This is a genomic window from Sphingopyxis sp. YR583, from assembly GCF_900108295.1.
Taxonomy (GTDB): Bacteria; Pseudomonadota; Alphaproteobacteria; order Sphingomonadales; family Sphingomonadaceae; genus Sphingopyxis.
Map to the genome: position 1 here is coordinate 1283027 of NZ_FNWK01000001.1, position 26471 is coordinate 1309497.

The window sequence follows — 26471 nt, forward strand, 5'->3', positions numbered from 1 at the left end:
TCAATGATTAAGCCAGCGTCAGCATCGCCCGCTCGGCCATCCGCGACGCGGTGACGCGTTCGGCCATCACCACATGATCGGCGCCGCGACGCACCAGATCGTCGACCTCTTCGTCCGAATGCGCGCGCGCGACGATCACCAGCTTGGGATTGATCGCGCGTGCCCGCCGCACGATCGCTCCCGCCTCGACCCCCTCGGGAATCGCTATCAACAAGGTCGCAGCCGTATCGATTCCGGCCTGTCGCAAGACGCTTTCCTTCGTGGCATCGCCGATAATCACGGTCGCGCCCGCCGCCGTCGCCGACGCGGCCATGTCCTTCTGGTCCTCGATCACCGTCAGCCCCTCGCCGCGGCCGCAGATCAGGCTGCCAATATGACTGCCAACGCGGCCATAGCCGATCAGCACGACGCCGGCGTTGCACGGCGCGGGCGTGTCGACGCCTTCCGCCTCGACCTCTTCGGGCTCGTCGGAGCGCATGCGCTTGACCGCGAGCGAAAAGAGGATCGGGTTGAACAGGATCGAGAGCAACGACCCCGCAAGGATGAGGTCGCGCCCCGTCTCGGGCAGCACTTTCAGCCCCACGCCGAGCCCCGCAAGGATGAACGAAAATTCGCCGATCTGCGCCAGGCTGACCGACACCGTCAGCGCGGTTCCCGAATTATGACCGAAGGCGCGGACGAGCGCATAGGCGGCGACCGATTTGCCGACGACGATGATCGCGACCGTCGCGAGCACCGGCCCCGGCTGTTCGATCAGCACCTTGGGATCGAACAGCATCCCGACCGACACGAAGAACAGCACCGCGAACGCGTCGCGCAGCGGCAGCGTTTCCTCCGCGGCGCGCCGCGAAAGCTGCGTCTCGCCGAGGATCATCCCGGCAAAAAAGGCACCAAGCGCGAAGCTCACATCGAAAATGATCGCTGCGCCGAACGCGACCCCGAGCGCAATCGCGAGTACGGCGAGCCGGAACAGCTCGCGCGAGCCCGAATGCGCGACCCAGTGGAGCACCCATGGCAGAACCCTCCGCGCGATCACGAACATGAAGGCGACGAAACCGACGACCTTGACCAGCACGATGCCCGCAGACTGGAGCAGCCCCGCAGAGCCCCCCTCATCGCCGCGATCGCCGAACATCGCCGGCAGAAGCACGAGCGCGAGCACCATGACGAGATCCTCGACGATCAGCCAGCCGACCGCGATCCGCCCCTTTTCGGTCTCGACCATGTCGCGCGCCTGCAATGCGCGCAGCAGCACGACGGTCGAAGCGACCGACAGCGCCAGCCCGAACACCGCGCTGCCCTCGACCGACCAACCGAGCCACAGCCCGAGCATCATCCCGAGCGCGGTTGCGACCGCAATCTGTGCGATCGCTCCCGGGACCGCGATCTTGCGAACCGAGAGCAGGTCTTTCAGCGAGAAATGCAGGCCGACGCCGAACATCAGCAGGATCACGCCGATCTCGGCGAGTTGCATCGCCAGCCCGGTATCGGCGACGAATCCCGGGGTGAACGGCCCGACCAATATGCCCGCGAGCAGATAGCCCGCGATCGGCGAAATCTTGAGTCTATGTGCGAGCGCGCCCATCAAGAAGGCAACGCCCAGCCCGGCAACCACGGTGCCGATCAGGGTGGTGTCGTGCGGCATGGTCCTTGCGTAAAGGGCGCGGGCGCAAGGGGTCAACCCAAGGCAAGTAATTTAGTTGCGATTAGCGGCATCGCGACGGAATTCGGGCGGAGGTTCGCTTTGGAACCCCCGCCCGTTTTTTGTCGCGCTTCGGGTTTAGCTGCGCGTGATCGATGCCCCGCCGTCGAGCAGCGAAGCCGTCCCGGTCACGAAGCTCGCATCGTCCGAGGCGAGATAGAGCACCGACTTGGCGATCTCGATCGGCTGCGCAACGCGTTTCAGCGCATGCAGGTTGGTCACGAAATCCTGCTTTTCGGCGCTGTCGTTGACCGCCTCGAACATGTCGGTCGCAACGCCGCCGGGGAGTACCGCGTTGACGCGCACATTCTGCGCCCCGAACTCGGCCGCGAGTGCCTGCGTCAGCCCGATCAGCCCCGATTTACTCGCCGAGTAAGCGGCGCTGCCCGGGAAGGAGAAACTGTAACCTACGAAGGTCGAGGTGAAGATCACCGAGCCGCCGCCATGTTTCACCATCTCGGCGATCTGGTGCTTCGCGCCGAGGAACGATCCGGTGAGGTTGACCGCGAGCGCATCGGCGAATCCGGCGCCCGACACCTCGGTGCTCGGCCCCGCTTCACCGAACACCCCGGCATTGTTGAAAGCGATGTCGAGCCGACCGTAATTTTCCACTGCGGCGCGAACCAGCGCTTCATGGAAAGCTTCGTCGCGGACGTCGCCGGCAACCGCGACGGCTTTACCGCCAGCGGCAGTGATTTCGGCGACGAGCGCATCGAGTTCGGCCTGACGGCGCGCGCCGACGACGACCGAGGCGCCCTCGGCGGCAAAGAGTTTCGCGGTTTCGCGGCCGATGCCCGAGCTGGCGCCAGCGACGATCGCAACCTTGTTCAGCAAACGATCCATGATCTTTCTCCTGTTCGGCGGCGGGCCCGATGCCCGTGGTCGATGAAGCGAAGATGGACTTTGCCTAGCGTTCGGAATAGGCAGCAACTCTTGGTTCTATAATTCGGAATTACCGAACAATGATCCGCATCGAAGGCATCGCAGCATTTGTCGCCACGGTCGAACATGGTTCGATCAGCGGCGCCGCGCGCCAGCTCCGCCTGTCGAAATCGGTCGTGAGCGAACGCCTCGCCGAGCTTGAACGTTCGCTCGGAAGCGCGCTGCTCCACCGCACCACGCGCAAGCTCAGCCTGACCGAGGACGGCAGCGCCTTCCTCCCGCGTGCGCAGCGGATCACGCGCGACGTGATTGAGGCCGCCGCCGATATCGCCGAACGCCGCGGGACGCTCGCAGGCGCGCTGCGCATCGCCGCGCCCGTAACCTTCGGCCATATGCATCTTGGTCCCGCACTCTATCCGTTCCTGAAGAGCCATCCTGAAATCCAGCTCACGCTCGACCTCGACGACCGCCGCATCGACGTCGCCTCGAGCGGCCATGATGCGATCATCCGGCAGGGCGTGATCGACGATACGCGCCTCGTCGTCTGGAAGCTGGCGAAAAGCCGGCGCATACTGGTCTCCTCCGCCGACTATCTGGCCGAGCATGGCACACCGACCTGCTTCGAGGATCTGCGCCACCACCGCGGTATCTTCTACACCAATCGCGGCGCCAGCGACTGGCACTTCCGCACGGCAAATGGCCCGGTCACGGTTCAGGCCAAACAGGCCTTGGGCGTCAACAACGGCGACATGATCCGCGACGCGGTCGCCGCCGGGCTCGGCATCGCGATGCTTCCCGCCTTCATTGCTGGCCCGGCGATCCGGGCTGGCAAGCTGGTCGCGATTCCCCTCGACCTCGCTCCGGACGAAGAGTGGATCTACATGGCGCACGCACAGGGCCGCGATCCGTCGGCGAAACTCCGCGCGCTACGCGACCATCTGAAGGCGGCGTTCCGCGATCCGCCCTATTGGGAAACGATTTAAGCGACCGCGACCTGCGGCCCCTCATCGCCCCGCGCCGCTGAGCGTCCCGGGCGCCCGATCAGGAAACCCTGCGCTTCGTCACAGCCTTCACGGCGCAGCACGTCGAGTTGTTCGGGCGTCTCGATTCCTTCGGCGAGGATCGGTATCGACAGGCTCTTACCGAGCGCGAGCACCGCGCGCAGGATCGCGGTCGACTGGATATTGCCTTCCAGTTCGGCGGCGAAGAAGCGGTCGAGCTTGATCTTGTCGAACGGAAAGGCGCGCAGCGTCTCGAGCGACGAATAGCCGGTGCCGAAATCGTCGAGCGCAACACCGATGCCAAGCGCCTTGATCTGGCGCAGCACATGCAGCGCCCGTTCGCGGTCGGCGATGATCGCGGTCTCGGTCAGCTCGATCTCCAGCCGCCGCGGCGGAAGGCCGGTATCGAGTAATATCTGGTGGAACAGTCGTGGCAGGTCGACGTGTGCGAGCTGGAGCGGCGAGACGTTGACCGCGACCTTCGATCCGTGCGGCCACGCTGCGGCATCGGCGCAAGCGCGCCGCATCACCCATTCGCCGAGCGTCAGGATGAAGCCGTTCGCCTCGGCCAGCGGGATGAAGGTCGCCGGCGGAATCGGCCCGCGCACCGGATGCGTCCAGCGCAGCAACGCTTCATAACCCGTGACTTCGCCCGTCGTGACCGAGGTCTGGACCTGATAGTGGACGTCGAGCTGGTTGCGGTCGATCGCACCGCGCAGGTCGGTGGCCAGCTCGCGCTGGTCGCGGATCGCCTCATCGAGCTGCCAGTCATAGTGGCAGGGCACGGTCGCGGCGTCGGCCTTGGCGCGGTACATCGCAAGGTCGGCATTGTTTGCCAGCATCTCGGCGGTCGCCGCATCGTCGGGGAAGACGGCGACGCCGATACTGGCGCCGAGCCGCGCCTCGAAATCGGCAAAGACGAGCGGCGCCTTGAGTTCGGCATCGAGCCGCGCCGCAAACGCCGCCAGCTGCGCACGCTCGGTGAAACGTGTGAGCGCGACAAACTCGTCGCCGCCAAGACGTGCGACGAACTCATTGTGCCCGAGTGTGTCGCGCATCCGCTGCGCAATCCGCGCAAGCACCTCGTCGCCCGCCTTATGGCCGTGGACGTCGTTGATTTCCTTGAAACGGTCGAGATCGATCGCGCACAGGCCAACGCGCTCGCCGCTCACCAGCGCGGCGCCGATCTGGCGCGACAGTTCGGCGCGAAACGCCACGCGATTGGGAAGGCCCGTCAGAGCGTCGTTCATCGCCATCCGCGTCAGTTCGCGCAACGCTTCCGAGCGTGTCTGGCGGTCGAGCATTGCCGCGAACACCCCCGCCGCGATCACGATGCCGCCGACCAAAACCGTCGCGAGCGCCAGCGCGTTGAATTCCGACGGACGCAGCGGCGTCTCGTCGAGCGCCATCGGCGTGATCCGCATCGCGGTCATCGCGAGGAAGTGGAGCGAAGCGATCGCAAGCACGATCAGCAAAGTCGCGAGCGGCACGCGATACCGCACGGCACGACTCGTGCGCAGCACCGTCAGCGCGGCGGCTGCAAATGCCATGCCACTGATCACCGCGGCGGCGATATAATTGCCGTCCCACGCGACGATACCGTCGACGCGGTACGCGATCATCCCGGTAAAGTGCATCGCGGCGATCGCGGCGCCGAACAGCGTGCCCCCGATCGCGCCGAAAATCTCGTTCTTGCCCCAGGCGGCAACGGCAAAGCCGGCAAAGGAGCCGACCATCGCGACCATCAGCGACGCAATGGTCAGCACCGGATCGAGTGTCACCGGGGCCTTGGCCTCAAAGGCAAGCATCGCAACGAAATGGGTACACCAGATCGTCGCACTGGCTGCAACGGCGACGAGAAAGGCCCAAGCGATACCCTGCGCGCGCTGCGCCTCGCGCGCGCGCTCGAACATCTGCACGATCGCGAAGGCCCCGATGCCGCAAATCGCAACCGCAAGCGCCACGAGCCACGGATCGTGGTCGATCGCGATACACATCGCCAGCCTGATCAAAATCCCACCTTTCGCATCATATCTCCGGCGAGCCGGCGAACTGGTCCTGAAAGGGCAATTGGTGGAAATCACTTACAAAATTGTAAATATCGCCGGTTGCCGCAGTGCCTCGACCGGCGATATTGTTCGGCTGACACAGTGCGGCTAGACCCTGACGATGGCCAACGACGCCGCCCGGGCCGCCTTCTGGCGCGATTTCATCCTTGCTCGCTGCGGTTATCCCGCACCGCGGCGGCTCGCCGCCCAGTTCGACGATTGCCGCTTCGAGGGATTTTGCCCGTGCGGTTGCAACAGCTTTGCCGTCCGCTCGCCGACCGACGTGACGCTCGTCCGCCCCGCCAAAACGGGCGGGGCCGTTTTCGGTACCGATTTCCGGATGCACGACGGGCGCATGCTGACGGTCACGCTGTTTTCCGGCGTCGATGGCCGGCTGGACATGATCGACGTCTATTGCGACGAGAATTCCGCCCCCGTCCCGCCGATCGTCGACATCAAGGGCGAGCCGCTTGCGAGCTGGGCCTCGAAAAACCTGCTGCTCGACCTCGCCTAGAATCGGGGCCCGGAATCGGGACCTAGACCGTCCCCTCTTCCTTCTCCGCCTGTTGCCGCGCCCACATATCGGCATAGAGCCCGCGCATAGCGAGCAGTTGGTCGTGCGTCCCTGTCTCGGCGACGCGCCCCCGCTCGAGCACGATGATCCTGTCGGCATTCACCACCGTCGACAGGCGGTGCGCGATCACCAGCGTGGTGCGGCGCGCGGCAATGCGTTCGAGCGTGTCCTGAATCGCCGCCTCGGTACGGCTGTCGAGCGCGCTCGTCGCTTCGTCGAGGATCAGCACCGGCGGGTTCTTGAGCAGGGTGCGCGCGATCGCGACGCGCTGCTTCTCGCCGCCCGACAGCTTCAGCCCGCGTTCGCCAACCTCGGTCTCGTAACCTTGCGGCAACAGCGCGATGAAGCCGTCGATCGCCGCCCCCTCGGCCGCGTCGGCAATCGCATCGGCGCTCGCGCCCTCGCATCCATAGGCGATATTGTAACCGATGCTGTCGTTGAACAGCACCGTGTCCTGCGGCACGATGCCGATCTCGGCGCGCAGGCTTTTCTGTGTCACCTTGGCGATATCCTGATCGTCGATCAGCACACGTCCGTCCTGCGGGTCATAAAAGCGGAAGAGCAATCGCGCGATCGTGGACTTGCCTGCCCCCGACGGACCGACGATCGCCAGCGTTTCGCCCGCGCCGACCGCGAAGCTCACGCCGTTCAGGATCGTCCGATCAGGCTCATACCCGAAAACGACATTCTCGAACGCCACCGCACCGCCGTTCACGACTAGCGCCGAGGAATCCGGGGCATCGGCGATCTCGGGCGGGGTATCGATCAGGCGGAACATCGCCTCCATGTCGATCAAACCCTGCCGGATCACGCGATAGACCATGCCGAGCATGTCAAGCGGGCGGAAGAGCTGGGCCAGCAGCGTGTTCACCAGCACGACGTCGCCGACCTTATACTCGCCAGTCGACCAGCCCCACACGGTGTAGGCCATTGCACCCGCGAGCGCGGCGTTGGTGATCAGGCTCTGCCCGATGTTGAGCCACGCGAGGCTGTTCTCGCTCTTGACCGCTGCTTTTGCATATTGGTCGGCGACGTCGCGATAGCGCGATTCCTCGCGCTCCTCAGCGCCGAAATATTTGACCGTTTCGTAATTCAGCAAGCTGTCGACACTGCGCCCGATCGTCAGCGTATCGAGGTCGTTCATTCGCGTGCGCAGCGCATTGCGCCAGTCGGTCACCTTGCGCGTGAAGATGATATAGACGACCACCATCAGCGCGGTTGCGCCGGCGAGCCCGAAACTGAACTTGGTCCAGAAAATGATCAACACCGCGGCAAGTTCGATGATCGTCGGCGCGATGTTGAACAGCAGGAAATAGAGCATCGTATCGATGCTCTTGGTGCCGCGCTCGATCACCTTGGTGACCTCACCCGTCCGCCGCGCCAGATGAAAGCGCAGGCTCAGCGCATGAAGGTGGCTGAACGTCGTAATCGCAAGCTCGCGCGTCGCATCCTGCCCGACGCGCTCGAACACGACGTTGCGAAGATTATCGAACAGCACCCCTGCAAAACGCGCGCCCGCGTATGCCAGCACCAGCCCGATCGCGAGCGCGGCGCCCTCCTCCATCCCCGGGACCATCTTGTCGATCGCGGCGCCATAGAGAAAACCCATCGACAGCTGCACGCCCTTCGACGCGAGCACGATGAGCCCCGCAATGACAATGCGGACCTTCGCTTCCGCCTGCCCCGCCGGCCACAGATAGGGCAGGAAGCGCCGCAGCGTCGCAAGGACGGGCGGTTCGCGGTTGGCGTCGGCGGACGTGGAGGTATCAGGCGGCATGCGCGCCCCATGTAGGGGCGATGCGCCGCGCGAACAACGCTTAGCGCGACTCGCGATACCCCGCGTGGCGGATGATGCGATCGATCAGCCGCCGTTCTTCGGATGTCGGGGTGGGCACAATCGCCGCAGGCGGTTCCTGACGCCGGCCGAACAGCGGACGTCGAGGCGGGACGATGGGGGAAAAGCGCATGGGGGCTGCTTTCACTTTATGCGGCGTCGCCCCCCGGCTCCACGATGATCTGGTCCCGCACCCTTGGTGAAGGCGCGTGGTTGCAGATCATTCAAACTATCTGGTTACTGCTTTCTTTCCGGTACTGTGAAAGTGCCGGTAACGCGCCCACCGGTGCCGCCCTGCACCGGATTGCCGTCGGGCCCGCGCGCTGCGCCGCGCCCGTCGACCGTCGCGCGACCGCTGCTCAGGTCGATGACCAATCGTCCGCCGCGCAGGTTGTTGCCGCGCTGGCGCAGTTCGACATTGCCGACCATCGTGATCAACCGCCGGTCGAGGTCATAAATGGCGACATTGCCCTTCGCGGTCTCATCGCCCTTCACCACCGTTACGCCGCCCGTCGCGTCGAGCCGGTTGACGTCGGTGCCGCCGCTCCGCGTGTAGGCGACCGTCATCCGCGGTGCGGTGACCGTCAGCCCCGCCTGCGTCACGCGAACATTGCCCGCGAGAACGACGCGGTCGGCGCGGTCCTGCACCTCAATGCTGCCTGCCGCGAAATCGACCGGCGCGTTGCTGTTATGATTGGCGAGCGCCTGCGCCTGCGCGGCGTCACCGCCGCCCGACGACAGGATCGCGAGACTGGTCAGGGCAAAGCCCACACCCGCAAGCGCCGTGCTCTTCATCGTCCAAAGCCGGTTCATTTGAGCACTCCCTGATTGATCCTGAGCCGCGCATTACCCTGAAGGCGCACGACGCGCTGGTCGAGGTCGGCCGAGAGCTGGCTGGCCGAAAACTGACCGATATTCAATGCGCCGTTGACGCCGCCCTGCCCGACGAGGCTGCGCGTCTTGAGGTCCACCGCGACGTTGTTTGCATCGATCCTGTAACCGTTCGCGCTGCGCACCTGGACCAGCCCCGGCACCGCAACCTTTTCGGTGTCCATATTATAGGCACTTTCTTTTGCGACGATCGTCGCGGGACCGTCGTTCAGTCGAATCGCTCCCGACAGGTCGGTCATCCGCACGATCGGCTCGGCCGAACTTTTCTGGACTGCGCTACCCGCGAGCAGGGCGAACGGCTGCCCCTTCGCATCCTGACCGCGATATTCGGCGCGCGTCACCTTCATCCGCTCGCTCGCCATATCGACCTTGTCCTTGGCGAGCAGAAAGCTGATCTCGGTGCGCTGGGTGAAGGGCGAGAAGACCAGCACTGCGGCGACCACGCCGATCACGAGCGGCAAGCCATAGCGCAAGATGCGCACCACCCGGTCGTGGCTCGACCCGCTGGTCGCCCACATCCGGCGCATCGTGCGATCAAGATCGGCGCGTTCGGACATTCATAGAAACCCTGTGCGAATCACTCTTAGCTGTGTGCGAAAATGTCGACCTCGGGCCATCCCGCAAGATCGAGCGCCGCGCGAGTCGGCAGAAAATCAAAACAGGCCTGCGCCAGTTCGGTACGCCCTTCGCGCGCCAGCCGCTTGTCGAGAATCTCTTTCATGGCGTGCAGGAAGCGCACATCGCTCGCGGCATAATCGCGCTGGGCGTCGCTGAGTTCGGCGGCACCCCAATCGCTCGATTGCTGCTGTTTCGACACTTCCTGTCCCAGCAGTTCGCGCACCAGTTCCTTGAGTCCGTGGCGGTCGGTGTAGGTACGGATCAGTTTTGACGCGATCTTGGTGCAATAGACCGGCGCCGTCACGACGCCGAGCGCCTGCTGCATCGCCGCGATGTCGAAGCGAGCAAAATGAAATAATTTCAATCTGTTGGGATCGGTCAATATCGCTTTCAGCACCGGGGCATCATAGCTGCTCCCGGGCTTGAAACGCACGAGATGCTCGTCGCCCGACCCGTCGCTGATCTGGACCAGGCACAGCCGGTCACGCAGCGGGTTCAGACCCATGGTTTCGGTATCGATCGCGACCGCGCCGGGGCCCAGCGCGCCCTCGGGCAGATCTTCTTCGTGGAAATAGACAGTCATGGCCTCGCTTTAGGCCAAGCAGCCGTGCCGCTCAATGACTGGTTTTCACGACCATGGCGGAGGGCCTGCAGCCTGCGGCAAAGCGTGCAAAATTCCGCATCATCTTTCTGAAATTTTCTGTTCGCAGCCTGTGGATTATTAGGCTATATATTACGCCCTTGGTGGCATGGGGCGAGTCCGTGCCTGTGGTGAACTGCGTCCCCGTCCGGCGCAATGAGCCGGTTGAATGGGGTGTGGACGACCGAAAGCGACTAACAGACTATGAGTTTCAACAAGGATCGGCGCGGCCAGCGTGGGCGCGGCAAGCGCGATGATTTCGGCAATTTCGACAGCTTCGAACCTGCACCCTATGGCGGCGACAGCTACGGCGGCGGACGCGGCGGTTTCGGCGACCGTGATCGCGGCGGCTTTGGCGGCGGCGATCGTGGTGGCTTCGGCGGCGGCGACCGCGGCGGCTTCGGCGGCGGCGATCGTGGCGGTGGCGGCTTCGGCGGCGGACGTGGCGGCGGCATGCCGGCGCAGGTCGTTGGCGAAGGCAATGGCACGGTGAAATTCTTCAACGCAGCCAAGGGCTTCGGCTTCGTCGCGCGCGACGATGGCGGCGAAGACGTGTTCGTGCACATCAGTGCGGTCGAACAGGCGGGCCTTCAGGGCCTCGCCTCGGGCCAGCCGATGGCCTTCACCCTCGTCGAACGCAACGGCAAGGTTTCGGCCATCGATCTCAAGATCGAAGGCGAACCGATGCCGATCGAGGAATTCGCCCCGCGCCAGCGTGACGATCGCGGCCCCGGCGGCGCCCCGGGCGGCGCCCGCGGCCGTCGCCAGCTGACCGGTGAACGCACCTCGGGCACCGTCAAATTCTTCAACACCACCAAGGGCTTCGGCTTCATCGCGCGCGATGACGGACAGGCGGATGCCTTTGTCCACATCAGCGCCGTGCAGCGCGCCGGCATGGCGGGCCTCGACGAAGGCGACCGCGTCGCGTTCGACATCGAAGTCGATGATCGCGGCAAGTTCGCGGCGGTGAACATCCAGCCGCATCAGGACTGATCGGCCGGACAGCTAAAACGAAAAGGGCGGCTCTCGAGCCGCCCTTTTTGTTTATACACCCTCGCGAGGGCGGGACGATGGCTGGTTCAATAGCCCAGCGTCGCCTCCAGAAACCAGATCCGCTGCTGCGTCTCGTCGACCCAGCCGTCGACCAGCCCACTCGTTGCGATATCACCGCCAGCCTCGGCGGCGGCCTTCACTTCCTTCAACTGCCCGAGCAGAATCTTGTTGTCACCCGCAAGACTACGGATCATCGCCTCGGCACCGACACCCGTGGCATCGTCGTCGCGGATCGATGCGCGGCGGCTGATGTCGCCGATCGAGCGCAATGTCGGTGCGCCATTCTTGCGCACCCGCTCCGCGATCAGGTCGGTCGTCGCAAAAATCTGCGCCGCCTGCTCGTCGAACAGCAGGTGCAGTTCACGGAACTGCGGCCCCTGCACGTGCCAGTGATAGTTTTTGGTCTTCAGATAGAGGGCGAAACTGTCGGCAAGGAGCGCGTTCAGCGCATCGGCGACGGCGGGGGCATTGTCATCTTTGTCGGACATGGGAGCATCCTTTCTGTTGCCCCGCCGATATAGCGAAGCCGCCCTCCGCTTTCCCATTGAACCTTTGGGTGAGTTTCATCGACAAAAACGATGAAACAAATTCATACCGACGGACTATCCGATCAGTCCAAACGCCCCCATCGCGGTTCGAATACCCCAGAGAGTCAGAATCGCCGCCGCCAGCCAACGCAGGTTTCGAGCCATGCGGCGCTCGGCGAGCGTCGGGCCGAAGGCGAGGAAAGGCAGCATCGCGAGCACCCAGCCGACGAATCCGCCCGCGGCGGCCCATTGGCCCGCGCCACTCGTCGCAGCAAGAGCACCGATCAGAAAATGGCTGCGGTCGCCGAATTGCGCCACACACATCCGACCCGCGAGGACGACCGGCGAAGCTTCGGCAACACCCGCGTCGGCTACGGGCCTCATCCGCCATATCAAGGCAACCGCCGCCGAAAGCATCGCCAGCGCGACGAGCAAGGCTGCCACGCCCTGCCCGATCATTCCGTTCGCGACCGCTCCGGCCACGGCGGCGATGACGGCGTTAACAAGGAAAGCTCCGAAAGCGATGACGACCGTGACACGTCGGTCGACGCGCGCGCTCAGCAATCGCGACAGCGCGATCCCGCTCCGCCCGTCGGCGTTGGCGAGCAGCACCGCCACCAGCGCAAGCATGATTGCATCCATGTCGTCGGATCTGGCGTGTCAGGTGGGCGCGGTCAATGCCCCAGCCGCACTGCGACCGATGCCAGCCAGGCCTCGTGCGCCGCGGCGGAAAGCGTACCGCGCGGAACCGCCGCAGCATCGCTCATCGCGTCGAGATAGGTCAGGATCGCGGCACGATATCCGCCGCCCGCAACCGCTGATTCGAGACGGCTGGCGAGCGTTTCGACCGCAGCAAAGCCATTGTCGCGCGCGAGGCAGCGGATGTCATCGATCCCCTGCACGATCTGCGCAAGCGCACAATGCGGCAACGCTTCGGCGAGCGCCCCGATCTGTCCGGTGATCCGGTTCTGAATATCGAGATATGGGTCGGTCTGGTTTCGCATCGTCCACCCCCTGTTCGTATCGGGAACGATGCGCTCTTTTGGTTAACGCGCGGTTAGCAGACCGTCAGCGGTGCCCCGGAAGACCGCCCAGGCCCTGTTTGCTGCGATACATGTCGCGGTCGGCGGCGGCCAATATGTCCGATTCGGTCATTCCGGTCTGCAGCATCGCAATCCCGAAGCACGCCGACAGAGCGATTTCGTGCCCGTCATATTCGGCCGGCGTCGCAGTCAGCACGGCGCACAGACGATCGACCTGCGCGCGTGCGCCATCTTCGCTCGACTGGTCGAGAATCAGCCCGAATTCGTCGCCGCCGATACGCGCGGCGACATCGGTCGCGCGGATCGAACCCGCAAGCCGCTTCGCGATTTCCATCAGTGCGAAGTCGCCCGCAGCGTGGCCGAAACTGTCGTTGATATATTTGAGCTGGTTGACGTCGATGAACACGACCGCCGCGCGTTCGGCGTGCCGTTCGAACCGCGCCATGCGATGATGGATCGCGGTCAGGAAATAGCGGCGGTTGAACAACGGCGTGAGCGTATCGCGCTCGGACACGCGTTCGAGCTCGGCGACGGCGATCTTCAATACGCGGTTTTCGCGGCGCAAGGCGTCGCGTTCCCGGCGTATTTCACGCAGCTGGTCCTCGATGGAGTCGACGGCAACGGTGCCGAAATGGTCAACCGCCAGCCGCGCCCCCCCTACGCTATCCATGCCTTGTCCCCGGCGCGCCCTCATCTTCCGCCAGCCGGATGCCGGCGGATATCGTGTGACGACCCTAGCCGCGACTTGATACCAATCGGTAAACGCGAAGGCATCAATTGCGCGGCGTTGCCCGCAGGCCAAGCAGTCGCTAGGGGGAAGGCGGCAGCGATTCATCGCGGCCCACAGGAGGGATCGGGTGATGGGCGATAGCGCGCCGCAAGTCGGTGTGATCATGGGCAGCCAGTCGGACTGGCCGACGATGGCGCACGCGGTCCAGATCCTCGAAGAATTCGGGATAGCGCACGAGGTGCAGATCGTCTCGGCGCACCGCACCCCCGATCGCCTTGTCGCTTATGCCAAGAGCGCGGCGGAGCGCGGGCTCAAGGCAATCATCGCGGGCGCAGGCGGCGCCGCACATCTGCCCGGCATGGTGGCGTCAATGACGCGCGTTCCCGTGCTCGGAGTTCCCGTCCAGTCGGCGGCGCTCAGCGGGGTCGACAGCCTTTATTCGATCGTCCAGATGCCCGGCGGCATTCCCGTCGCGACCTTTGCGATCGGCAAGGCGGGTGCGACCAACGCCGGCCTGTTCGCCGCCGCACTGCTGGCGAACGAGGATGCCGGCCTCGCGGACAAGCTGGTCGCCTGGCGCGAAGCGCAGACGAACGGCGTCGCCCCCGTTCCGGTTCGCGAAGGCTGACCGCCTTGCTGCCACCGGGCTCGACGATCGGCATATTGGGCGGCGGCCAGCTCGGACGCATGCTCGCGGTCGCGGCGGCGCAGCTCGGCTACAAGGTCCATATCTATGCCCCCGACGCCGAAAGCGTCGCGGCCGAGGTCACCGCACATCACAGCCAGGCAGCGTGGGACGACGAACCGCGCCTCGCCGCCTTTGCCGCGGCGTGCGACGTCGTCACCTATGAATTCGAAAATGTTCCCGTGGACACCGTGCGCTTCCTCTCGGGCCATGTGGCGGTGCGCCCCGGGGCCGCCGGCCTCGAAATCGCACAGGACCGCCTGACCGAGAAGAATTTCGTCGTTGGCCTCGGCGGGCGCCCCGCGCCGTTCGCGGCGGTCCCCGACCGCGCCTCGCTCGATGCAGCGCTGACCGAAATCGGCGCGCCCGCGATCCTCAAGACGGTACGCATGGGTTATGACGGCAAGGGGCAGGCGCGCATCATGGCGCCCGCTGACGCCGACGCGGCGTGGGACGGCATCGATCGCCATTCCGCCGTGCTCGAAGGCTTTGTGACCTTCGCGCACGAATTTTCGGTGATCCTTGTCCGCGGAATCGATGGCGAAGTGCGTTTCTGGGACAGCCCCGTGAACGTCCACGAAGCCGGCATTCTCGCAACATCCAGCCTGCCGCCGCCGCAGGTCGTCGCCGACCAACAGGACGAGGCGCGCACGCTGATGGCGCGGATCGCCGAGGAACTCGGCTATGTCGGTGTGCTCACCGGGGAGTTTTTCGCGACCGAAAACGGGCCGGTGTTCAACGAAATGGCGCCGCGCGTCCACAATAGCGGCCACTGGACGATCGAGGGTGCGGTCGCCAGCCAGTTCGAAAACCATATTCGCGCGGTCGCCGGCCTGCCGCTCGGCAGCACCGCGACGCGCACCCTGCCCGTCACGATGCGCAACCTGCTTGGTACCGATATCGCGGACATCCCGGCACTGCTCGCCGACGAAAACTGCCACGTCCATCATTACAGCAAGACCGGGGTGCGTGAGGGGCGCAAGCTCGGACACGCCACATGGTCCGGAGCCAGCCCCGCATGAACCGTCCGGAAATCACGCTGGTCCTCGCGCGCGCCGCCAACGGCGTGATCGGCGCCGGCGGGAAGATGCCCTGGCACCTGCCCGCCGACCTCCGCCGTTTCAAGCAGTTGACGATGGGGCGCCCGATGATCATGGGTCGCAAGACCTTCGACAGCCTGCCCGCGATCCTCGAAGGCCGCCGCCACATCGTCCTCACCCGCGACCCCGAATGGCAGGACGAGGGTGCCGAACCCGTTGCAACGATCGAGGAAGCGCTCAAACTCGCCAATGCGCCGCACGTGATGGTGATCGGCGGCGCCGAAATCTATCGCCTATTCCTTCCCCTCGCCGACCGCATCGAACTGACCGAGGTCGCGCTCGAACCGAAAGGTGACGCGGTGATCGATTATCCCGCCGCTGCGGACTGGCAGGAAATTGCGCGCGAGGATCATCCCGCCGACGAGGCCGGCCGCCCGGCGTACAGCTTCGTCACGCTGACAAGGACATAGGCCCATGCGTCGCTGGCTGATCGGCATATTGCTCGCTGTCGCGGTTGCGGCGCTGGCTTTCTTCACCCTCGCCCCCGGCATGCTCGAGCGCGGGATGAACAAGGTTGACGGCAAACCGCTGCCGACGGTCAGCGAACGCGCGAAAGCGCTGCACCGGACGCTGACGATCGTCGACCTCCACAGCGACACCTTGCTTTGGAAGCGGAACATCCTCGATCGCGCCGACCGCGGCCATATGGACCTGCCGCGGCTCGAGGACGGCAATGTCGCGCTGCAGGTGCTCGCGAGCACAACCAAGTCGCCCAAGGGTCAGAATTACGACGCCAACGGCGCCGACACCGACAATATCACCGCGCTCGTGATCGCGCAGCAACAGCCGGTGCGGACGTGGAACTCGCTGCTCGAACGCTCGCTCTGGCATGCCGAAAAGCTGCACCGCGCGGTCGCCGCATCGGCGGGCCAGTTGCGCGCGGTCGATACGCCCAAGGATATCGACACGCTGCTCGCCGCGCGCCGCGGCAAGGTGCCGCCGGTCGGTGCGATGCTCAGCATCGAGGGGCTGCACGGGCTCGAGGGCGAGCTCGCCAACCTCGACAAGCTATACGCCGCGGGCTTCCGGATGGCGGGACTGACCCATTTCTTCGACAATGACCTCGCGGGATCGATGCACGGGCTGAAGAAGGGCGGGCTGACCCCAATCGGACGGCAGGTTGTCGAAACGATGGAAGCGAAGGGCATGATCGTCGACGTCGCACATTGCTCGAAGGCCTGCGTCGCCGACATCCTCAAGATCGCGCGCCGCCCTGTCGTATCGAGCCACGGCGGCGTACAGGCGACGTGCAAGGTCAACCGTAACCTCGACGATACGCAAATCAGGGGCGTCGCCGCGACGGGCGGGCTGATCGGCATCGGATACTGGGACGCCGCAGTCTGCGACACGTCGCCAGCGAGCATCGCGAAAGCGATGAAGCATGTCCGCGACCTCGTCGGCATCCAATATGTCGCGCTCGGCAGCGACTATGATGGTGCGACGACCGTGCGTTTCGACACGTCGAAGCTGGTGCAGGTAACGCAGGCGCTGATCGACGCGGACTTTTCCGACGATGAAATCCGCGCAGCGATGGGCGACAATGCGATCCGCGTGCTCAAGGCGGGGCTCGTTCCGCTGACGCCGCCCCCGTCCAGCACGTCGGCCCCATGATCCGCCTCGACGGCCACCAGCGCATCGAAGGCGATCTGCGCGGCGGGGTGATCGCGCTCGGCAATTTCGACGGCTTTCACGCGGGGCATCAGGCGGTCGTCGGCCGCGCGGTGCGCCATGCCCGCGACGAGGGTCGCCCCGCGATCGTGGCGACCTTCGACCCGCATCCGGTGCGCTTCTTCAAGCCCGACGTCCCGCCCTTTCGTTTGACCACGCTCGCGCAGCGGCTCGAATTGTTCGCCGACGCCGGCGCCGACGCGATGCTCGTCCTGCCCTTCGACGCAACGCTCGCCGCGACGACCGCCGAGGATTTCATCACCGGGCTTTTGCTCGATCGCTACGGCGCAGCCGGCGTCGTCACCGGCGCTGACTTCGTCTTCGGCAAGGGCCGCGGCGGCGATGTCGTCACCCTCGCCGACCATGCCCGTCGCCTCGGCTTCTTCACCGAGATGGTCTCCCCGGTCGACGATAGCGAAGAGGTGATCTCGTCGAGCCGCATTCGCGAGGCACTGCAGGCGGGTGACTGCGCCGCCGCGACGCGTCTCCTGACCCGCCCCTTCACCGTGCGCAATGTGGTGCAGCACGGCGACAAGAACGGCCGCCTGCTCGGCTTTCCCACTGCGAACCTCGAAATGGGGCAATATCTGCGCCCGCGCTACGGCATTTATGCCGTTACCGGAAAGCTGCCCGACGGACGCATCCTCAAAGGCGCCGCGAACCTCGGCATCCGCCCGAGTTTCGACCCGCCCAAGGAATTGCTCGAACCGCATTTCTTCGACTTTGCCGAAGACTTTTACGGGCAGGAAATCGACGTCGCCTTTCATGCCTTCATCCGGCCCGAGGCGAAGTTCGACAGCATGGACGCCTTGATGGTTCAAATCGCTGTGGATTGCGACGCGGCAAAGGCGCTACTGACGGACATCTGATCCCTCGCCGCAAGAGGGGCGACAGGGGGGATGATGACAGATAGCGAAGACTGGGCCAGCGCGCTCGAAGGCCCGAAGAAAAAGCCGATGAAGCGCCGCACGAAGATCCTGCTCTGGATTTTCGCCGCGATCGTCGCGTGGCTCACCCTCTCGAACGCCAGTTTCCTTGCCCCCGATCCGCAGGGCAAGCCCAAGCTCATCGCGCACCGCGGCGTCTATCATCTCTACGACAAGCGCGCCGCCGCCGGCCGCGACACCTGCACCGCGGCACACGCGCTGCCGCCAAGCCATGAGGTGTTCGAAAACACCCCCGAATCGATGCGCTGGGCGGTTGGGCTCGGCGCCAATATGGTCGAGGTCGACGTCGCCCCGACGAAGGATGGCCGCATGGTCCTCTTCCATGACTGGACCGTCGACTGCCGTACGAACGGCAAGGGCGAGACGCGGGACCTGACGCTCGGCGAATTGAGGGCGCTCGACATCGGCTATGGCTATACCGCCGACGGCGGCCAGACCTTCCCGCTGCGCGGCAAGGGTATCGGCAAGATGCCGACGGTCGAGGAAGGGCTCGCCGCGCTCCCCGTCCACCCCATTCTCTTCAACTTCAAATCAAAGAACCCGCGCGAGGCTGATCAGCTGTTCGCGATCCTCAAGGACGCAGGCCGCGACAGCGCGAAGATCGGCGATGCTTTCTACGGCGCAGAACGCCCGGTTAAGCGGATGCGCGAATTGCTGCCAGACAACTGGTCCTTCGACCTCCGGCGCGAGGCGCTGCGCTGCAGCAAGGATTATATCACCTATGGCTGGACGGGCATCGTCCCCGAAAGCTGCCGGGGCGGCGTGATGGCGATCCCGGTCAACTATCAATGGGCCTTCTGGGGCTGGCCCGACCGGCTGATCCAGCGGATGGACAGCGTCGGCGCGCGCGTTATCGTCTTTGGCCCCTATGAAAGCGGCAAATCGAACGAAGGCCTGACGACGCCGCAGCAACTCGCGAAGGTGCCCGCCAGCTTCAACGGCTATATCTGGGTCGAGGATATCCGCGAGGTCGGCCCCGCGCTCAGGCCGCGGCAGAAATAGCCCGCGGGAAATTGCTCCGGAGCGGACCAAGGTGAACCCCGGCGAAAGCCGGGGCCCAGTATACCTTGCATCATGAAGCAAGGCTGGATTTACATTCTCACCAACAAGTGCAACGGGACACTCTACATCGGCGTCACCAGCGACCTCCCGCAGCGCATTGGGCAACATCGCCAAGGGATAATCGGAGGCTTTACGAAGAAATATGGCCTCAAAATGCTCGTCTGGCACCAGCATTTCGACAATCTCCACGATGCCCGCCGCCGCGAGGTCCAGATGAAGGAGTGGAAACGCGCGTGGAAGATCGAGCTGATCGAGGCGGTGAACCCAGACTGGCGCGATCTCTATTTCGAGCTTCTGCGCTGACCGTCTGGGCCCCGGCTTTCGCCGGGGTTCACAGACTACCAGCCCCTCTTGTGAACCCCGGCGAAAGCCGGGGCCCAGCGCGACACCGAACCGTGAGCGGGAATATCAACTTAAACGTGACTATTCGGCACTACTTGCGCTAAGCGGCCGCGCATGACTGATACGCCCTCCGCCGCCGAACAGCGCGATTATCGCGACACCGTCTTTCTGCCCAAGACCGACTTTCCGATGAAGGCCGGTCTGCCGCAGAAGGAGCCGGCGATTCTGGCGAAATGGATCGAGGGCAACCTCGAAGGGCAGATTCGCGAGAGCCGCAAGGGCCGCGACCAGTTCATCCTCCACGACGGCCCGCCCTATGCCAATGGCGACATGCACATCGGCCATGCGCTCAACCATATCCTGAAGGACATGGTCGTCCGCACCCAGACGCTGAAGGGCAAGGATTCGCCCTACGTCCCCGGCTGGGACTGCCACGGCCTGCCGATCGAGTGGAAGGTCGAGGAGCAGTATCGCAAGAAAAAGCTCAACAAGGACGAGGTTCCGGTCGAGGAATTCCGCGCCGAATGCCGCGCCTATGCACAGCATTGGGTCGACACCCAGCGCGAGCAGTTGAAGCGCCTCGGCATCGGCGGCGACTGGGACCATCCCTACCTCACGATGGATTATGAGGCCGAGGCCACCATCGTGCGTGAGCTGCTCAAATTCGCCGCGAACGACATGCTCTATCGCGGCGCCAAGCCGGTGATGTGGTCGCCGGTCGAAAAGACCGCGCTCGCCGAGGCCGAGATCGAATATGAGGATATCGTCTCGACGCAGATCGATGTCGCGTTCGAGATCACCAAAGCTGCGTATGTGAATTCGGGCCACGAGAGCATCGAGGGCGGATTTGATCACGACAAGTCAGCCCGCGTTGCGGCTTGGTTGGTGGGTGCAAAAGCCGTCATCTGGACGACCACGCCTTGGACCATTCCAGTTAACCAAGCGATCGCTTTCGGACCGATCGAATATGCCTTGGTCGAGTCTGACGGCGAAAAGCTTTTGGTAGCCAAAGAGCTGGTCGATTCTTTCCTGAATCGAATTGGTCGTTCTGGCGAGGTCGTTGAAACGATCCTCGGTCATGGCTTGGTCGGCGTCGAAGCCCGCCACCCGATGCACGCGCTCGGCGGCTTCTTCGCGCGCCCACGCCCCTTCCTGCCCGGCGATTTCGTCACCACCGACAGCGGCACCGGCCTCGTCCATATGTCGCCCGACCATGGCGAGGACGATTTCGACCTCTGCAAGGCGAACGGCATCGACCCCGTGTTCGCGGTCGAGGGCGACGGCAAATATCGCGAGGATTGGGGCTGGCTCGCCGGCCAGGGCAGCGTCATCAACGCCAAGTTCAACGCCCCCGACGGCCCGATCTGTTCGGACCTGCGCGAAGCCGGCGCGCTGCTCGCCGCTTCGGCCGACTACAAGCACAGCTATCCGCACAGCTGGCGCTCGAAGGCCAAGGTCATCTATCGCTGCACCCCGCAATGGTTCGTGCCGATGGACAAGGTGATGACGCATATCGAGCCCAAGACCCCGCGCGAAAAGCGCTGGGAGAATGAGGGCGGCGCGATCAACCCGCACGAAGAGGACCTCTGCGACGCGCCGACGCTGCGGCAGGCGGCGATGCAGGCGATCGACGACACGCGCTTCGTCCCCGCCAAGGGCCGCAACCGCATCGGGTCGATGGTCGAAGGGCGCCCTGACTGGGTGCTCAGCCGTCAGCGCGCGTGGGGCGTGCCGATCACGCTCTTCGTCGACCGCAAGACCGGCCATTATCTGAACGACCCGGTCGTCAACGACCGCATCGTCGCGGCCGTCCGCGAGGGCGGCGTCGACGCATGGAACGATGCGCGCGCGCAGGAATATCTCGGCGACGCATACGACGCAGCGAACTACGAACGCATCGTCGACATTCTCGACGTCTGGTTCGATTCGGGCTGCACCCACGCCTTCGTGCTGGAGAGCGGTAGGTGGCCCGCGCTCGTCCGCCACGACGGCGGCACGCACAGCGCCGACCTCTATCTCGAGGGCAGCGACCAGCATCGCGGCTGGTTCCAGTCGTCGCTGCTCGAAAGCTGCGGCACACGCGGACAGGCGCCGTACAAGGCGGTGCTGACGCACGGCTTCACGATGGACAGCAAGGGCTTCAAACAGTCGAAGTCGCTCGGCAACACGACCGATCCCGTCAAGGTGATGGAAACCAACGGCGCCGACATCATCCGCCTGTGGGCGCTGAGCGTCGATTTCACCGAGGATCACCGCATCGGCGACGAAATCCTGAAGGGCGTCGCCGACCAGTATCGCAAGCTGCGCAACACCTTCCGCTACCTGCTCGGCGCGCTCGACGGGTTCAGCGAGGAGGAACGTGTCAGCGACGTCGCCGCGATGCCCGAGCTTGAGCGTTATATGCTCAGCTTGCTCGCCGACCTCGACGCGAAGATGGCGCGCGCCGTCGATGATTTCGACTTCAACGGATACACGCGCCTGCTCGCCGATTTCTGCAACGAAGATCTGTCGGCCTTCTATTTCGACATCCGCAAGGACGTCCTCTACTGCGATCTCGGCCCCGCCGCGCCGCTCGGCACCGACACGCGCCGCGCATACCGCAGCGTGCTCGACATCCTGTTCCACGCGCTCGTCCGTTACGCGACGCCGGTGCTGGTGTTCACCGCCGAGGAAGTGTGGGGCACGCGCTATCCCGATGCGGGCAGCGTGCATCTGCTTGAATGGCCCACTGTCGACTCCGCGTGGAACGACGCCGCGCTCGCCGCGAAATGGGCGGGCGTCCGCACCCAGCGCGAAGCCGTGACCGAAGCGATCGAGCCCTATCGCCGCGAAAAGACGATCCGCTCGAGCCTTGAGGCCGAAGTCACGATCCCCGACCCGACGCTCGATCCGGCGGCGCTGGAGGAAATCTTCATCGTGTCGGTCGCGCGCGCCGGTGACGACCTCACCGTCACCCGCACCGAAAACCACAAATGCGGTCGCTGCTGGCGCCACCTGCCCGAAGTCGTCGAGGACGGCAGCTTGTGCAATCGCTGCGACACGGTATTGACCGCGGCATGAGCAGAACCCGGTCCCCCTATCTGCGCTTCGGCCTGATTTTCGCAGCCGTCGCCTTCATCCTCGACCAGATCACCAAATGGGTCGTCACCGTTCCGCTGTCGCTGGAACCCAAGGGGATGATCGAGATCACGAGCTTCTTCAACCTGACCTGGGCGGAGAATTGCGGGATTTCGCTGTCGATGTTCGCGAGCTGCACCGACACGACGCGCTGGACGCTCGTCGCGGTGACCGGGATCGTCGCTGCCGCGGTCGCGATCTGGATGACGCGCGAACAGGCGAAGGGCGATGTGATCGCGCTCGCGATGATCCTCGGCGGCGCGCTCGGCAATATCGTCGATCGCGTGCGCTTCGGCTATGTCGTCGACTTCGCCGACCTCCATATCGGCGATTTTCGCCCCTTCATGATCTTCAACGTCGCCGATGCGTGCATCACGCTCGGCGTGCTTTTGCTGGTTGCGCGCGCGCTGCTCTTGGGCGAAAAGGCCGAGAGCGCGGGCGCCAAGCCGTCCGCCGACTAAAAGGGGCGCATTGGGAGTATGTTTAAAGTGAACCGGACCACCGCCATCCTGGCCGCCTCGATTCTTGCCACGACACTGTCGGCCTGCGGGTCGAACAGCCTGTTCAGCCGCGACCGTCCCGACGAAATGATGGTGTCGCGTCAGGCACCGCTCGTCGTGCCGCCCGATTTCGCGCTGACCCCGCCCGCACCCGGCACCGCACGCCCCGGCGGCGAATCGACCGCCGAACAGACGCTCCGCGCGCTCTTCGGCGGCCCGTCGGCGCGCAGCGCGAGCGAAACGCAGGTCATCGGCAGCGCCGACGGCGCGCGCGCCGACCCGGGCATCCGCAGCCAGATCGGCAGCCCCGACACGCAGGTCGTCGACAAGGGCCTCGTCGTCCGCGACATCCTCGCCGCCCCCGAAGGCGACGGCCGCGAAGCATCGGCGGCGATCCCGACCGCCTAAGACGCGCATGACAGGATAAAGATGACGGCCTGGCTTTCCGGGCCGTTTTCTTTTGGGCGCCTAGCTGAACAGGCTCGACAGCAGGAACATCGCGGCCAGGCTCTCGACCATCGCGCGCGACGCGTGGCCGAAAGCGCGGAGCCGGCCGCATATTAGATGCTGGTTGAACCAAGCGGTCTGCAGGAAACCGAACCACAAAAGCCCGAAGAGCGCGAGGCTCGCGCCCGCGAGCACCGACCAGTCGTGCCCCAGCTTGATCAATATCACCCCGCCGCCCAGCAGCATCGCGAGCACCGCTGCGGCATAGCATTGACTGTAAAAAGGCGCGCGCAGCGTGTCGCGGTTTACCTGCAGCCCCTGCGCGCGGACCATCCGCGTTGCCATCATCACCGGAAACAGGCTGTAAGTCACGATACGCAAAATGATCAGGTCGGTGTTGTTGCTGACCAGCGCCGACAGTCCGATCTTGCTCGCCACCACCGCGTCATTGCCGACCAGCGCGATCTCGGCGGCGTGGACGATGATCAGCGACAAGAGCAGGAACAGCGGCGGGCTCAGCGTATCGGTATATTGCTGGTCGCTGGCATCGCCCTGCTCGCTATCCGAATAATCCATCATCTGCAGCGGCCGCACGAGCGTGCGCCACAGCGTGATCGGATAGAAGACCAGCCACGACATCACCTCGTAGAGCAATTCGTCTAGCGATTGCAGGAGGTTGAAGAAATTCATGTGGCCACGTCCGCCGCAGGCGGCAGTCCGGCCTCCAGCCAGCGCGCGAAATTGCGAACCGTGCCCTCCCACTCGTCGGGCCATTGCGGCCAATGCATGGCGTTCACGCCATGCTGCTCGGCAAATTCGGGCATCCAGTCCATCGCTGGCTCATCCGGGTCTATCGGCAAATCGTCCGCAAGATGGTCGTCGGGTGCGGCGTCAACCTTGGCGCCACGAGGCAGGCGATCGAATCCCAGAGAAACTCGGCAGTCTCGGGACGAACATCGTCGCTCAGCATGGCAACAAATTCATGCCTTGTCGGGTTGGGTCGCCGTGCGAGCGTCGTGTCGATCATTCGCCGCGTGTTTCGGATCGCGACGAGTATCACGCCGCCCATGATGGCAATCACGCCGACCGCAGGGATCAGCCAATCCGGCACATCGCCCTCTTCAGGCCCTCGCGCCCGCTTCCTCGACGCCCGCGCTGTTATGCCGCAGCGCCTTCAGCACCGTGTCGACGATCTGCGGCGCATTGAGGCCAGCCTGGTCATATTGCAGCTCGGGCTTGTCCTGATCCTGGAAGACATCGGGCAGGCGCATCGTGCGCAGCTTGAGCCCGGCATCGATCAACCCCTCGTCGCTCGCGAGCGTCAGCACATGCGCGCCGAGCCCGCCAACGCTATTCTCCTCGATCGTCACGCAGACCTCATGGGCGGCGAGGGTCTTGCGGATCAGTTCCTCGTCGAGCGGCTTGGCAAAGCGCAGGTCGATCACGCTGGTCGACAGCCCGCGCGCTTCCAGCGTATCGGCCGCCTTCAGCGCCTCGGCCAAACGCGTGCCGAGCGACAGGATCGCCACCGTCTTGCCGCTGCGCACGACGCGCCCCTTGCCGATCGGCAGCTTCTCGGGAACCGTGGGCAGCGCGACCCCGGTACCGTTACCGCGCGGATAGCGGAAGGCGATCGGACCGTCATCATATTCGGCCGCGGTATAAGTCATATGGACCAGCTCGGCCTCGTCCGCCGCTGCCATCACCACCATATTGGGCAAGGTCGCGAGATAGGTGACATCGAACGACCCCGCATGCGTTGACCCGTCGGCGCCGACGAGCCCCGCGCGGTCGATCGCGAAACGCACCGGCAGATTCTGGATCGCGACGTCATGCACGACTTGGTCGTAGGCGCGCTGCAGGAAGGTCGAATAGATCGCCGCGAACGGCCGCATCCCCTGCGCCGCGAGCCCCGCCGCGAACGTCACCGCATGCTGCTCGGCAATGCCGACGTCGAACGTCCGCGTCGGGTGCGCCTTGGCGAATTTGTCGACGCCCGTCCCCGACGGCATCGCGGCGGTGATCGCGACGATGCGCGGATCGGTGTCGGCGAGCTTGGCCAGCGTTTCACCGAAAACATTCTGATACTGCGGCGGTCCGGGCGGCGCCTTTGCCTGCTCGCCGGTGATGACGTCGAATTTCTGGACGCCATGATATTTGTCGGCGGCGGCTTCAGCGGGCGCATAGCCCTTGCCCTTCACCGTCACCGCATGGATCAGCACCGGACCATGGTCGCTGTCGCGCACATTCTCCAGCACGGGGATCAGATGCTCGAGATTATGCCCATCGATCGGCCCGACATAGTAGAAACCGAGTTCCTCGAACAAAGTCCCGCCCATCGCCATGCCGCGCGCGAACTCGTCGGTCTTTTTCGCCGCCTTGTGCAGCGGCTCGGGCAGCTTGCGCGCAAAGCGCCGCGCGATCTCGCGCAGTTCGACGAACGGCCGCGACGAAACCAGCTTGGCGAGATAGGCCGAAAGCCCGCCGACGGGCGGCGCGATCGACATGTCGTTGTCGTTGAGGATGACGATCAGCCGGTTGCCCGCCGCGGCGGCATTGTTCATCGCTTCATAGGCCATGCCCGCCGACATCGAGCCGTCGCCGATCACCGCGATCGCGCGGCCGGGCTGGTCCTTCAGCTTGTTGGCAATCGCAAAGCCCAGCGCCGCACTGATCGAGGTCGACGAGTGCGCCGCGCCGAACGGATCATATTCGCTCTCGCTGCGCTTGGTGAAGCCCGACAGCCCGCCGCCGGTCCGCAGCGTCCGGATCCGGTCGCGGCGTCCCGTAATAATCTTGTGCGGATAGCATTGGTGCCCGACGTCCCACACGATCTTGTCGCGCGGCGTGTCGAATACATAATGGAGTGCGGTCGTGAGCTCGACGACGCCCAGCCCCGAGCCGAGGTGCCCGCCGGTTGTGCCGACGGCCGAAATCATCTCGGCGCGCAGCTCGTCGGCGAACTGGCGGAGGTCTTCGGGCTTCAGCTTGCGGAGGTCGGCGGGGACATCCACCGTGTCGAGCAGCGGCGTATGCGGACGATCAGTCATGCCGCCGTCA

General features: G+C 64.8%; 29 protein-coding genes. 13 read left to right on the top strand and 16 right to left on the bottom strand.

Translation table 11 applies throughout. From position 1 onward, the window contains the following. Positions 1 to 7: 7 nt before the first annotated feature. Complete coding sequence (gene ybaL, locus BLW56_RS05920) at positions 8 to 1645, bottom strand: YbaL family putative K(+) efflux transporter (protein ID WP_093509672.1); 1638 nt, start codon at positions 1643 to 1645, stop codon at positions 8 to 10. Between the two features lie 135 nt (positions 1646 to 1780). After that, positions 1781 to 2545, bottom strand: coding sequence for an SDR family oxidoreductase (locus BLW56_RS05925; RefSeq protein WP_093509673.1), 765 nt, complete (start codon positions 2543 to 2545; stop codon positions 1781 to 1783). A 119-nt stretch (positions 2546 to 2664) separates the two neighbouring features. Here BLW56_RS05925 and BLW56_RS05930 point away from each other — a divergent pair, with 119 nt between their 5' ends. After that, on the top strand, positions 2665 to 3567 hold the full coding sequence (locus BLW56_RS05930; RefSeq protein WP_093509674.1) for a LysR family transcriptional regulator: 903 nt from the start codon (positions 2665 to 2667) through the stop codon (positions 3565 to 3567). Here BLW56_RS05930 and BLW56_RS05935 read toward each other — a convergent pair. Next, positions 3564 to 5582 (bottom strand): putative bifunctional diguanylate cyclase/phosphodiesterase, encoded by a 2019-nt coding sequence (locus BLW56_RS05935; RefSeq protein WP_218140491.1) that lies wholly within the window; start codon positions 5580 to 5582, stop codon positions 3564 to 3566. The genes BLW56_RS05930 and BLW56_RS05935 overlap by 4 nt on opposite strands. A gap of 172 nt (positions 5583 to 5754) precedes the next feature. On the opposite strand from BLW56_RS05935, the gene BLW56_RS05940 reads away from it, so the two are divergent. Continuing rightward, the gene (locus BLW56_RS05940; RefSeq protein ID WP_093509675.1) at positions 5755 to 6147 is read left to right on the top strand and encodes a hypothetical protein; all 393 of its coding nucleotides are present in this window, start codon (positions 5755 to 5757) and stop codon (positions 6145 to 6147) included. Positions 6148 to 6169: 22 nt separating this feature from the next. Here the strand turns inward: BLW56_RS05940 and BLW56_RS05945 are convergent, their stop codons facing one another. From BLW56_RS05945 to BLW56_RS05960, 5 genes are all read right to left on the bottom strand, one after another. Beyond that, a complete protein-coding gene (locus BLW56_RS05945) occupies positions 6170 to 7984 on the bottom strand; it encodes an ABCB family ABC transporter ATP-binding protein/permease (RefSeq protein ID WP_093509676.1) in 1815 nt (604 codons plus the stop codon). 40 nt (positions 7985 to 8024) lie between these two features. Then, positions 8025 to 8174, bottom strand: a complete 150-nt coding sequence (locus BLW56_RS20590) for a hypothetical protein (RefSeq protein WP_177175844.1) — start codon at positions 8172 to 8174, stop codon at positions 8025 to 8027. 104 nt (positions 8175 to 8278) lie between these two features. Then, positions 8279 to 8854 carry an LptA/OstA family protein gene (locus BLW56_RS05950; protein WP_177175845.1) on the bottom strand — a complete coding sequence of 192 codons (576 nt, stop codon included), beginning with the start codon at positions 8852 to 8854 and terminating at the stop codon, positions 8279 to 8281. Further along, a complete protein-coding gene (lptC, locus tag BLW56_RS05955) occupies positions 8851 to 9489 on the bottom strand; it encodes an LPS export ABC transporter periplasmic protein LptC (protein ID WP_093509677.1) in 639 nt (212 codons plus the stop codon). The genes BLW56_RS05950 and lptC overlap by 4 nt, the downstream gene beginning before the upstream one ends. 26 nt (positions 9490 to 9515) lie before the next feature. Continuing rightward, complete coding sequence (locus BLW56_RS05960; protein WP_093509678.1) at positions 9516 to 10133, bottom strand: ribonuclease D; 618 nt, start codon at positions 10131 to 10133, stop codon at positions 9516 to 9518. A gap of 261 nt (positions 10134 to 10394) precedes the next feature. Here BLW56_RS05960 and BLW56_RS20995 point away from each other — a divergent pair, with 261 nt between their 5' ends. After that, positions 10395 to 11183, top strand: coding sequence for a cold-shock protein (locus tag BLW56_RS20995; protein WP_093509679.1), 789 nt, complete (start codon positions 10395 to 10397; stop codon positions 11181 to 11183). A gap of 86 nt (positions 11184 to 11269) precedes the next feature. Here the strand turns inward: BLW56_RS20995 and BLW56_RS05970 are convergent, their stop codons facing one another. The 4 genes from BLW56_RS05970 to BLW56_RS05985 all read right to left on the bottom strand — a co-directional run bounded on the left by BLW56_RS05970 (position 11270) and on the right by BLW56_RS05985 (position 13483). Beyond that, a complete protein-coding gene (locus BLW56_RS05970) occupies positions 11270 to 11731 on the bottom strand; it encodes a Dps family protein (protein ID WP_093509680.1) in 462 nt (153 codons plus the stop codon). A 114-nt stretch (positions 11732 to 11845) separates the two neighbouring features. Then, the gene (locus tag BLW56_RS05975; RefSeq protein WP_093509681.1) at positions 11846 to 12412 is read right to left on the bottom strand and encodes a TMEM165/GDT1 family protein; all 567 of its coding nucleotides are present in this window, start codon (positions 12410 to 12412) and stop codon (positions 11846 to 11848) included. A 32-nt stretch (positions 12413 to 12444) separates the two neighbouring features. Beyond that, positions 12445 to 12774: a hypothetical protein gene (locus BLW56_RS05980; protein WP_093509682.1), complete on the bottom strand. Its 330-nt coding sequence runs from the start codon at positions 12772 to 12774 to the stop codon at positions 12445 to 12447. A gap of 64 nt (positions 12775 to 12838) precedes the next feature. Further along, complete coding sequence (locus BLW56_RS05985; protein ID WP_093509683.1) at positions 12839 to 13483, bottom strand: GGDEF domain-containing protein; 645 nt, start codon at positions 13481 to 13483, stop codon at positions 12839 to 12841. A gap of 190 nt (positions 13484 to 13673) precedes the next feature. Here BLW56_RS05985 and purE point away from each other — a divergent pair, with 190 nt between their 5' ends. The 10 genes from purE to BLW56_RS06035 all read left to right on the top strand — a co-directional run bounded on the left by purE (position 13674) and on the right by BLW56_RS06035 (position 23372). Further along, positions 13674 to 14171 carry a 5-(carboxyamino)imidazole ribonucleotide mutase gene (purE, locus tag BLW56_RS05990; RefSeq protein ID WP_093509684.1) on the top strand — a complete coding sequence of 166 codons (498 nt, stop codon included), beginning with the start codon at positions 13674 to 13676 and terminating at the stop codon, positions 14169 to 14171. Positions 14172 to 14176: 5 nt separating this feature from the next. Then, a complete protein-coding gene (locus BLW56_RS05995; protein WP_093509685.1) occupies positions 14177 to 15250 on the top strand; it encodes a 5-(carboxyamino)imidazole ribonucleotide synthase in 1074 nt (357 codons plus the stop codon). Continuing rightward, a complete protein-coding gene (locus BLW56_RS06000; protein WP_093509686.1) occupies positions 15247 to 15738 on the top strand; it encodes a dihydrofolate reductase in 492 nt (163 codons plus the stop codon). The genes BLW56_RS05995 and BLW56_RS06000 overlap by 4 nt, the downstream gene beginning before the upstream one ends. Positions 15739 to 15742: 4 nt before the next feature. Then, on the top strand, positions 15743 to 16939 hold the full coding sequence (locus BLW56_RS06005; protein ID WP_093509687.1) for a dipeptidase: 1197 nt from the start codon (positions 15743 to 15745) through the stop codon (positions 16937 to 16939). Then, entirely contained in the window at positions 16936 to 17865 is a 930-nt protein-coding gene (locus tag BLW56_RS06010; protein WP_093509688.1) for a bifunctional riboflavin kinase/FAD synthetase, read from the top strand. The genes BLW56_RS06005 and BLW56_RS06010 overlap by 4 nt, the downstream gene beginning before the upstream one ends. Before the next feature lie 33 nt (positions 17866 to 17898). Continuing rightward, complete coding sequence (locus BLW56_RS06015) at positions 17899 to 18945, top strand: glycerophosphodiester phosphodiesterase family protein (RefSeq protein WP_177175846.1); 1047 nt, start codon at positions 17899 to 17901, stop codon at positions 18943 to 18945. A 72-nt stretch (positions 18946 to 19017) separates the two neighbouring features. Beyond that, positions 19018 to 19308 (top strand): GIY-YIG nuclease family protein, encoded by a 291-nt coding sequence (locus BLW56_RS06020; protein WP_093509690.1) that lies wholly within the window; start codon positions 19018 to 19020, stop codon positions 19306 to 19308. 153 nt (positions 19309 to 19461) lie between these two features. Next, positions 19462 to 22407 carry an isoleucine--tRNA ligase gene (ileS, locus tag BLW56_RS06025; protein ID WP_093509691.1) on the top strand — a complete coding sequence of 982 codons (2946 nt, stop codon included), beginning with the start codon at positions 19462 to 19464 and terminating at the stop codon, positions 22405 to 22407. Beyond that, positions 22404 to 22925: a signal peptidase II gene (gene lspA, locus BLW56_RS06030; protein ID WP_093509692.1), complete on the top strand. Its 522-nt coding sequence runs from the start codon at positions 22404 to 22406 to the stop codon at positions 22923 to 22925. The genes ileS and lspA overlap by 4 nt, the downstream gene beginning before the upstream one ends. A 27-nt stretch (positions 22926 to 22952) precedes the next feature. Beyond that, positions 22953 to 23372: a DUF3035 domain-containing protein gene (locus tag BLW56_RS06035; RefSeq protein ID WP_093510816.1), complete on the top strand. Its 420-nt coding sequence runs from the start codon at positions 22953 to 22955 to the stop codon at positions 23370 to 23372. A 60-nt stretch (positions 23373 to 23432) separates the two neighbouring features. On the opposite strand, the gene BLW56_RS06040 is transcribed toward BLW56_RS06035, so the two are convergent. From BLW56_RS06040 to dxs, 4 genes are read right to left on the bottom strand one after another with little or no spacing between them, the layout of a single operon-like run. After that, positions 23433 to 24101 carry a hypothetical protein gene (locus tag BLW56_RS06040; RefSeq protein ID WP_093509693.1) on the bottom strand — a complete coding sequence of 223 codons (669 nt, stop codon included), beginning with the start codon at positions 24099 to 24101 and terminating at the stop codon, positions 23433 to 23435. Beyond that, a complete protein-coding gene (locus BLW56_RS20595; RefSeq protein WP_177175848.1) occupies positions 24098 to 24235 on the bottom strand; it encodes a hypothetical protein in 138 nt (45 codons plus the stop codon). Before BLW56_RS20595 ends, BLW56_RS06040 begins: the two co-directional genes overlap by 4 nt. Positions 24236 to 24261: 26 nt before the next feature. After that, complete coding sequence (locus tag BLW56_RS06045; protein WP_143043389.1) at positions 24262 to 24522, bottom strand: hypothetical protein; 261 nt, start codon at positions 24520 to 24522, stop codon at positions 24262 to 24264. A 10-nt stretch (positions 24523 to 24532) separates the two neighbouring features. Next, on the bottom strand, positions 24533 to 26461 hold the full coding sequence (dxs, locus tag BLW56_RS06050) for a 1-deoxy-D-xylulose-5-phosphate synthase (protein WP_093509695.1): 1929 nt from the start codon (positions 26459 to 26461) through the stop codon (positions 24533 to 24535). Positions 26462 to 26471: the final 10 nt, after the last annotated feature.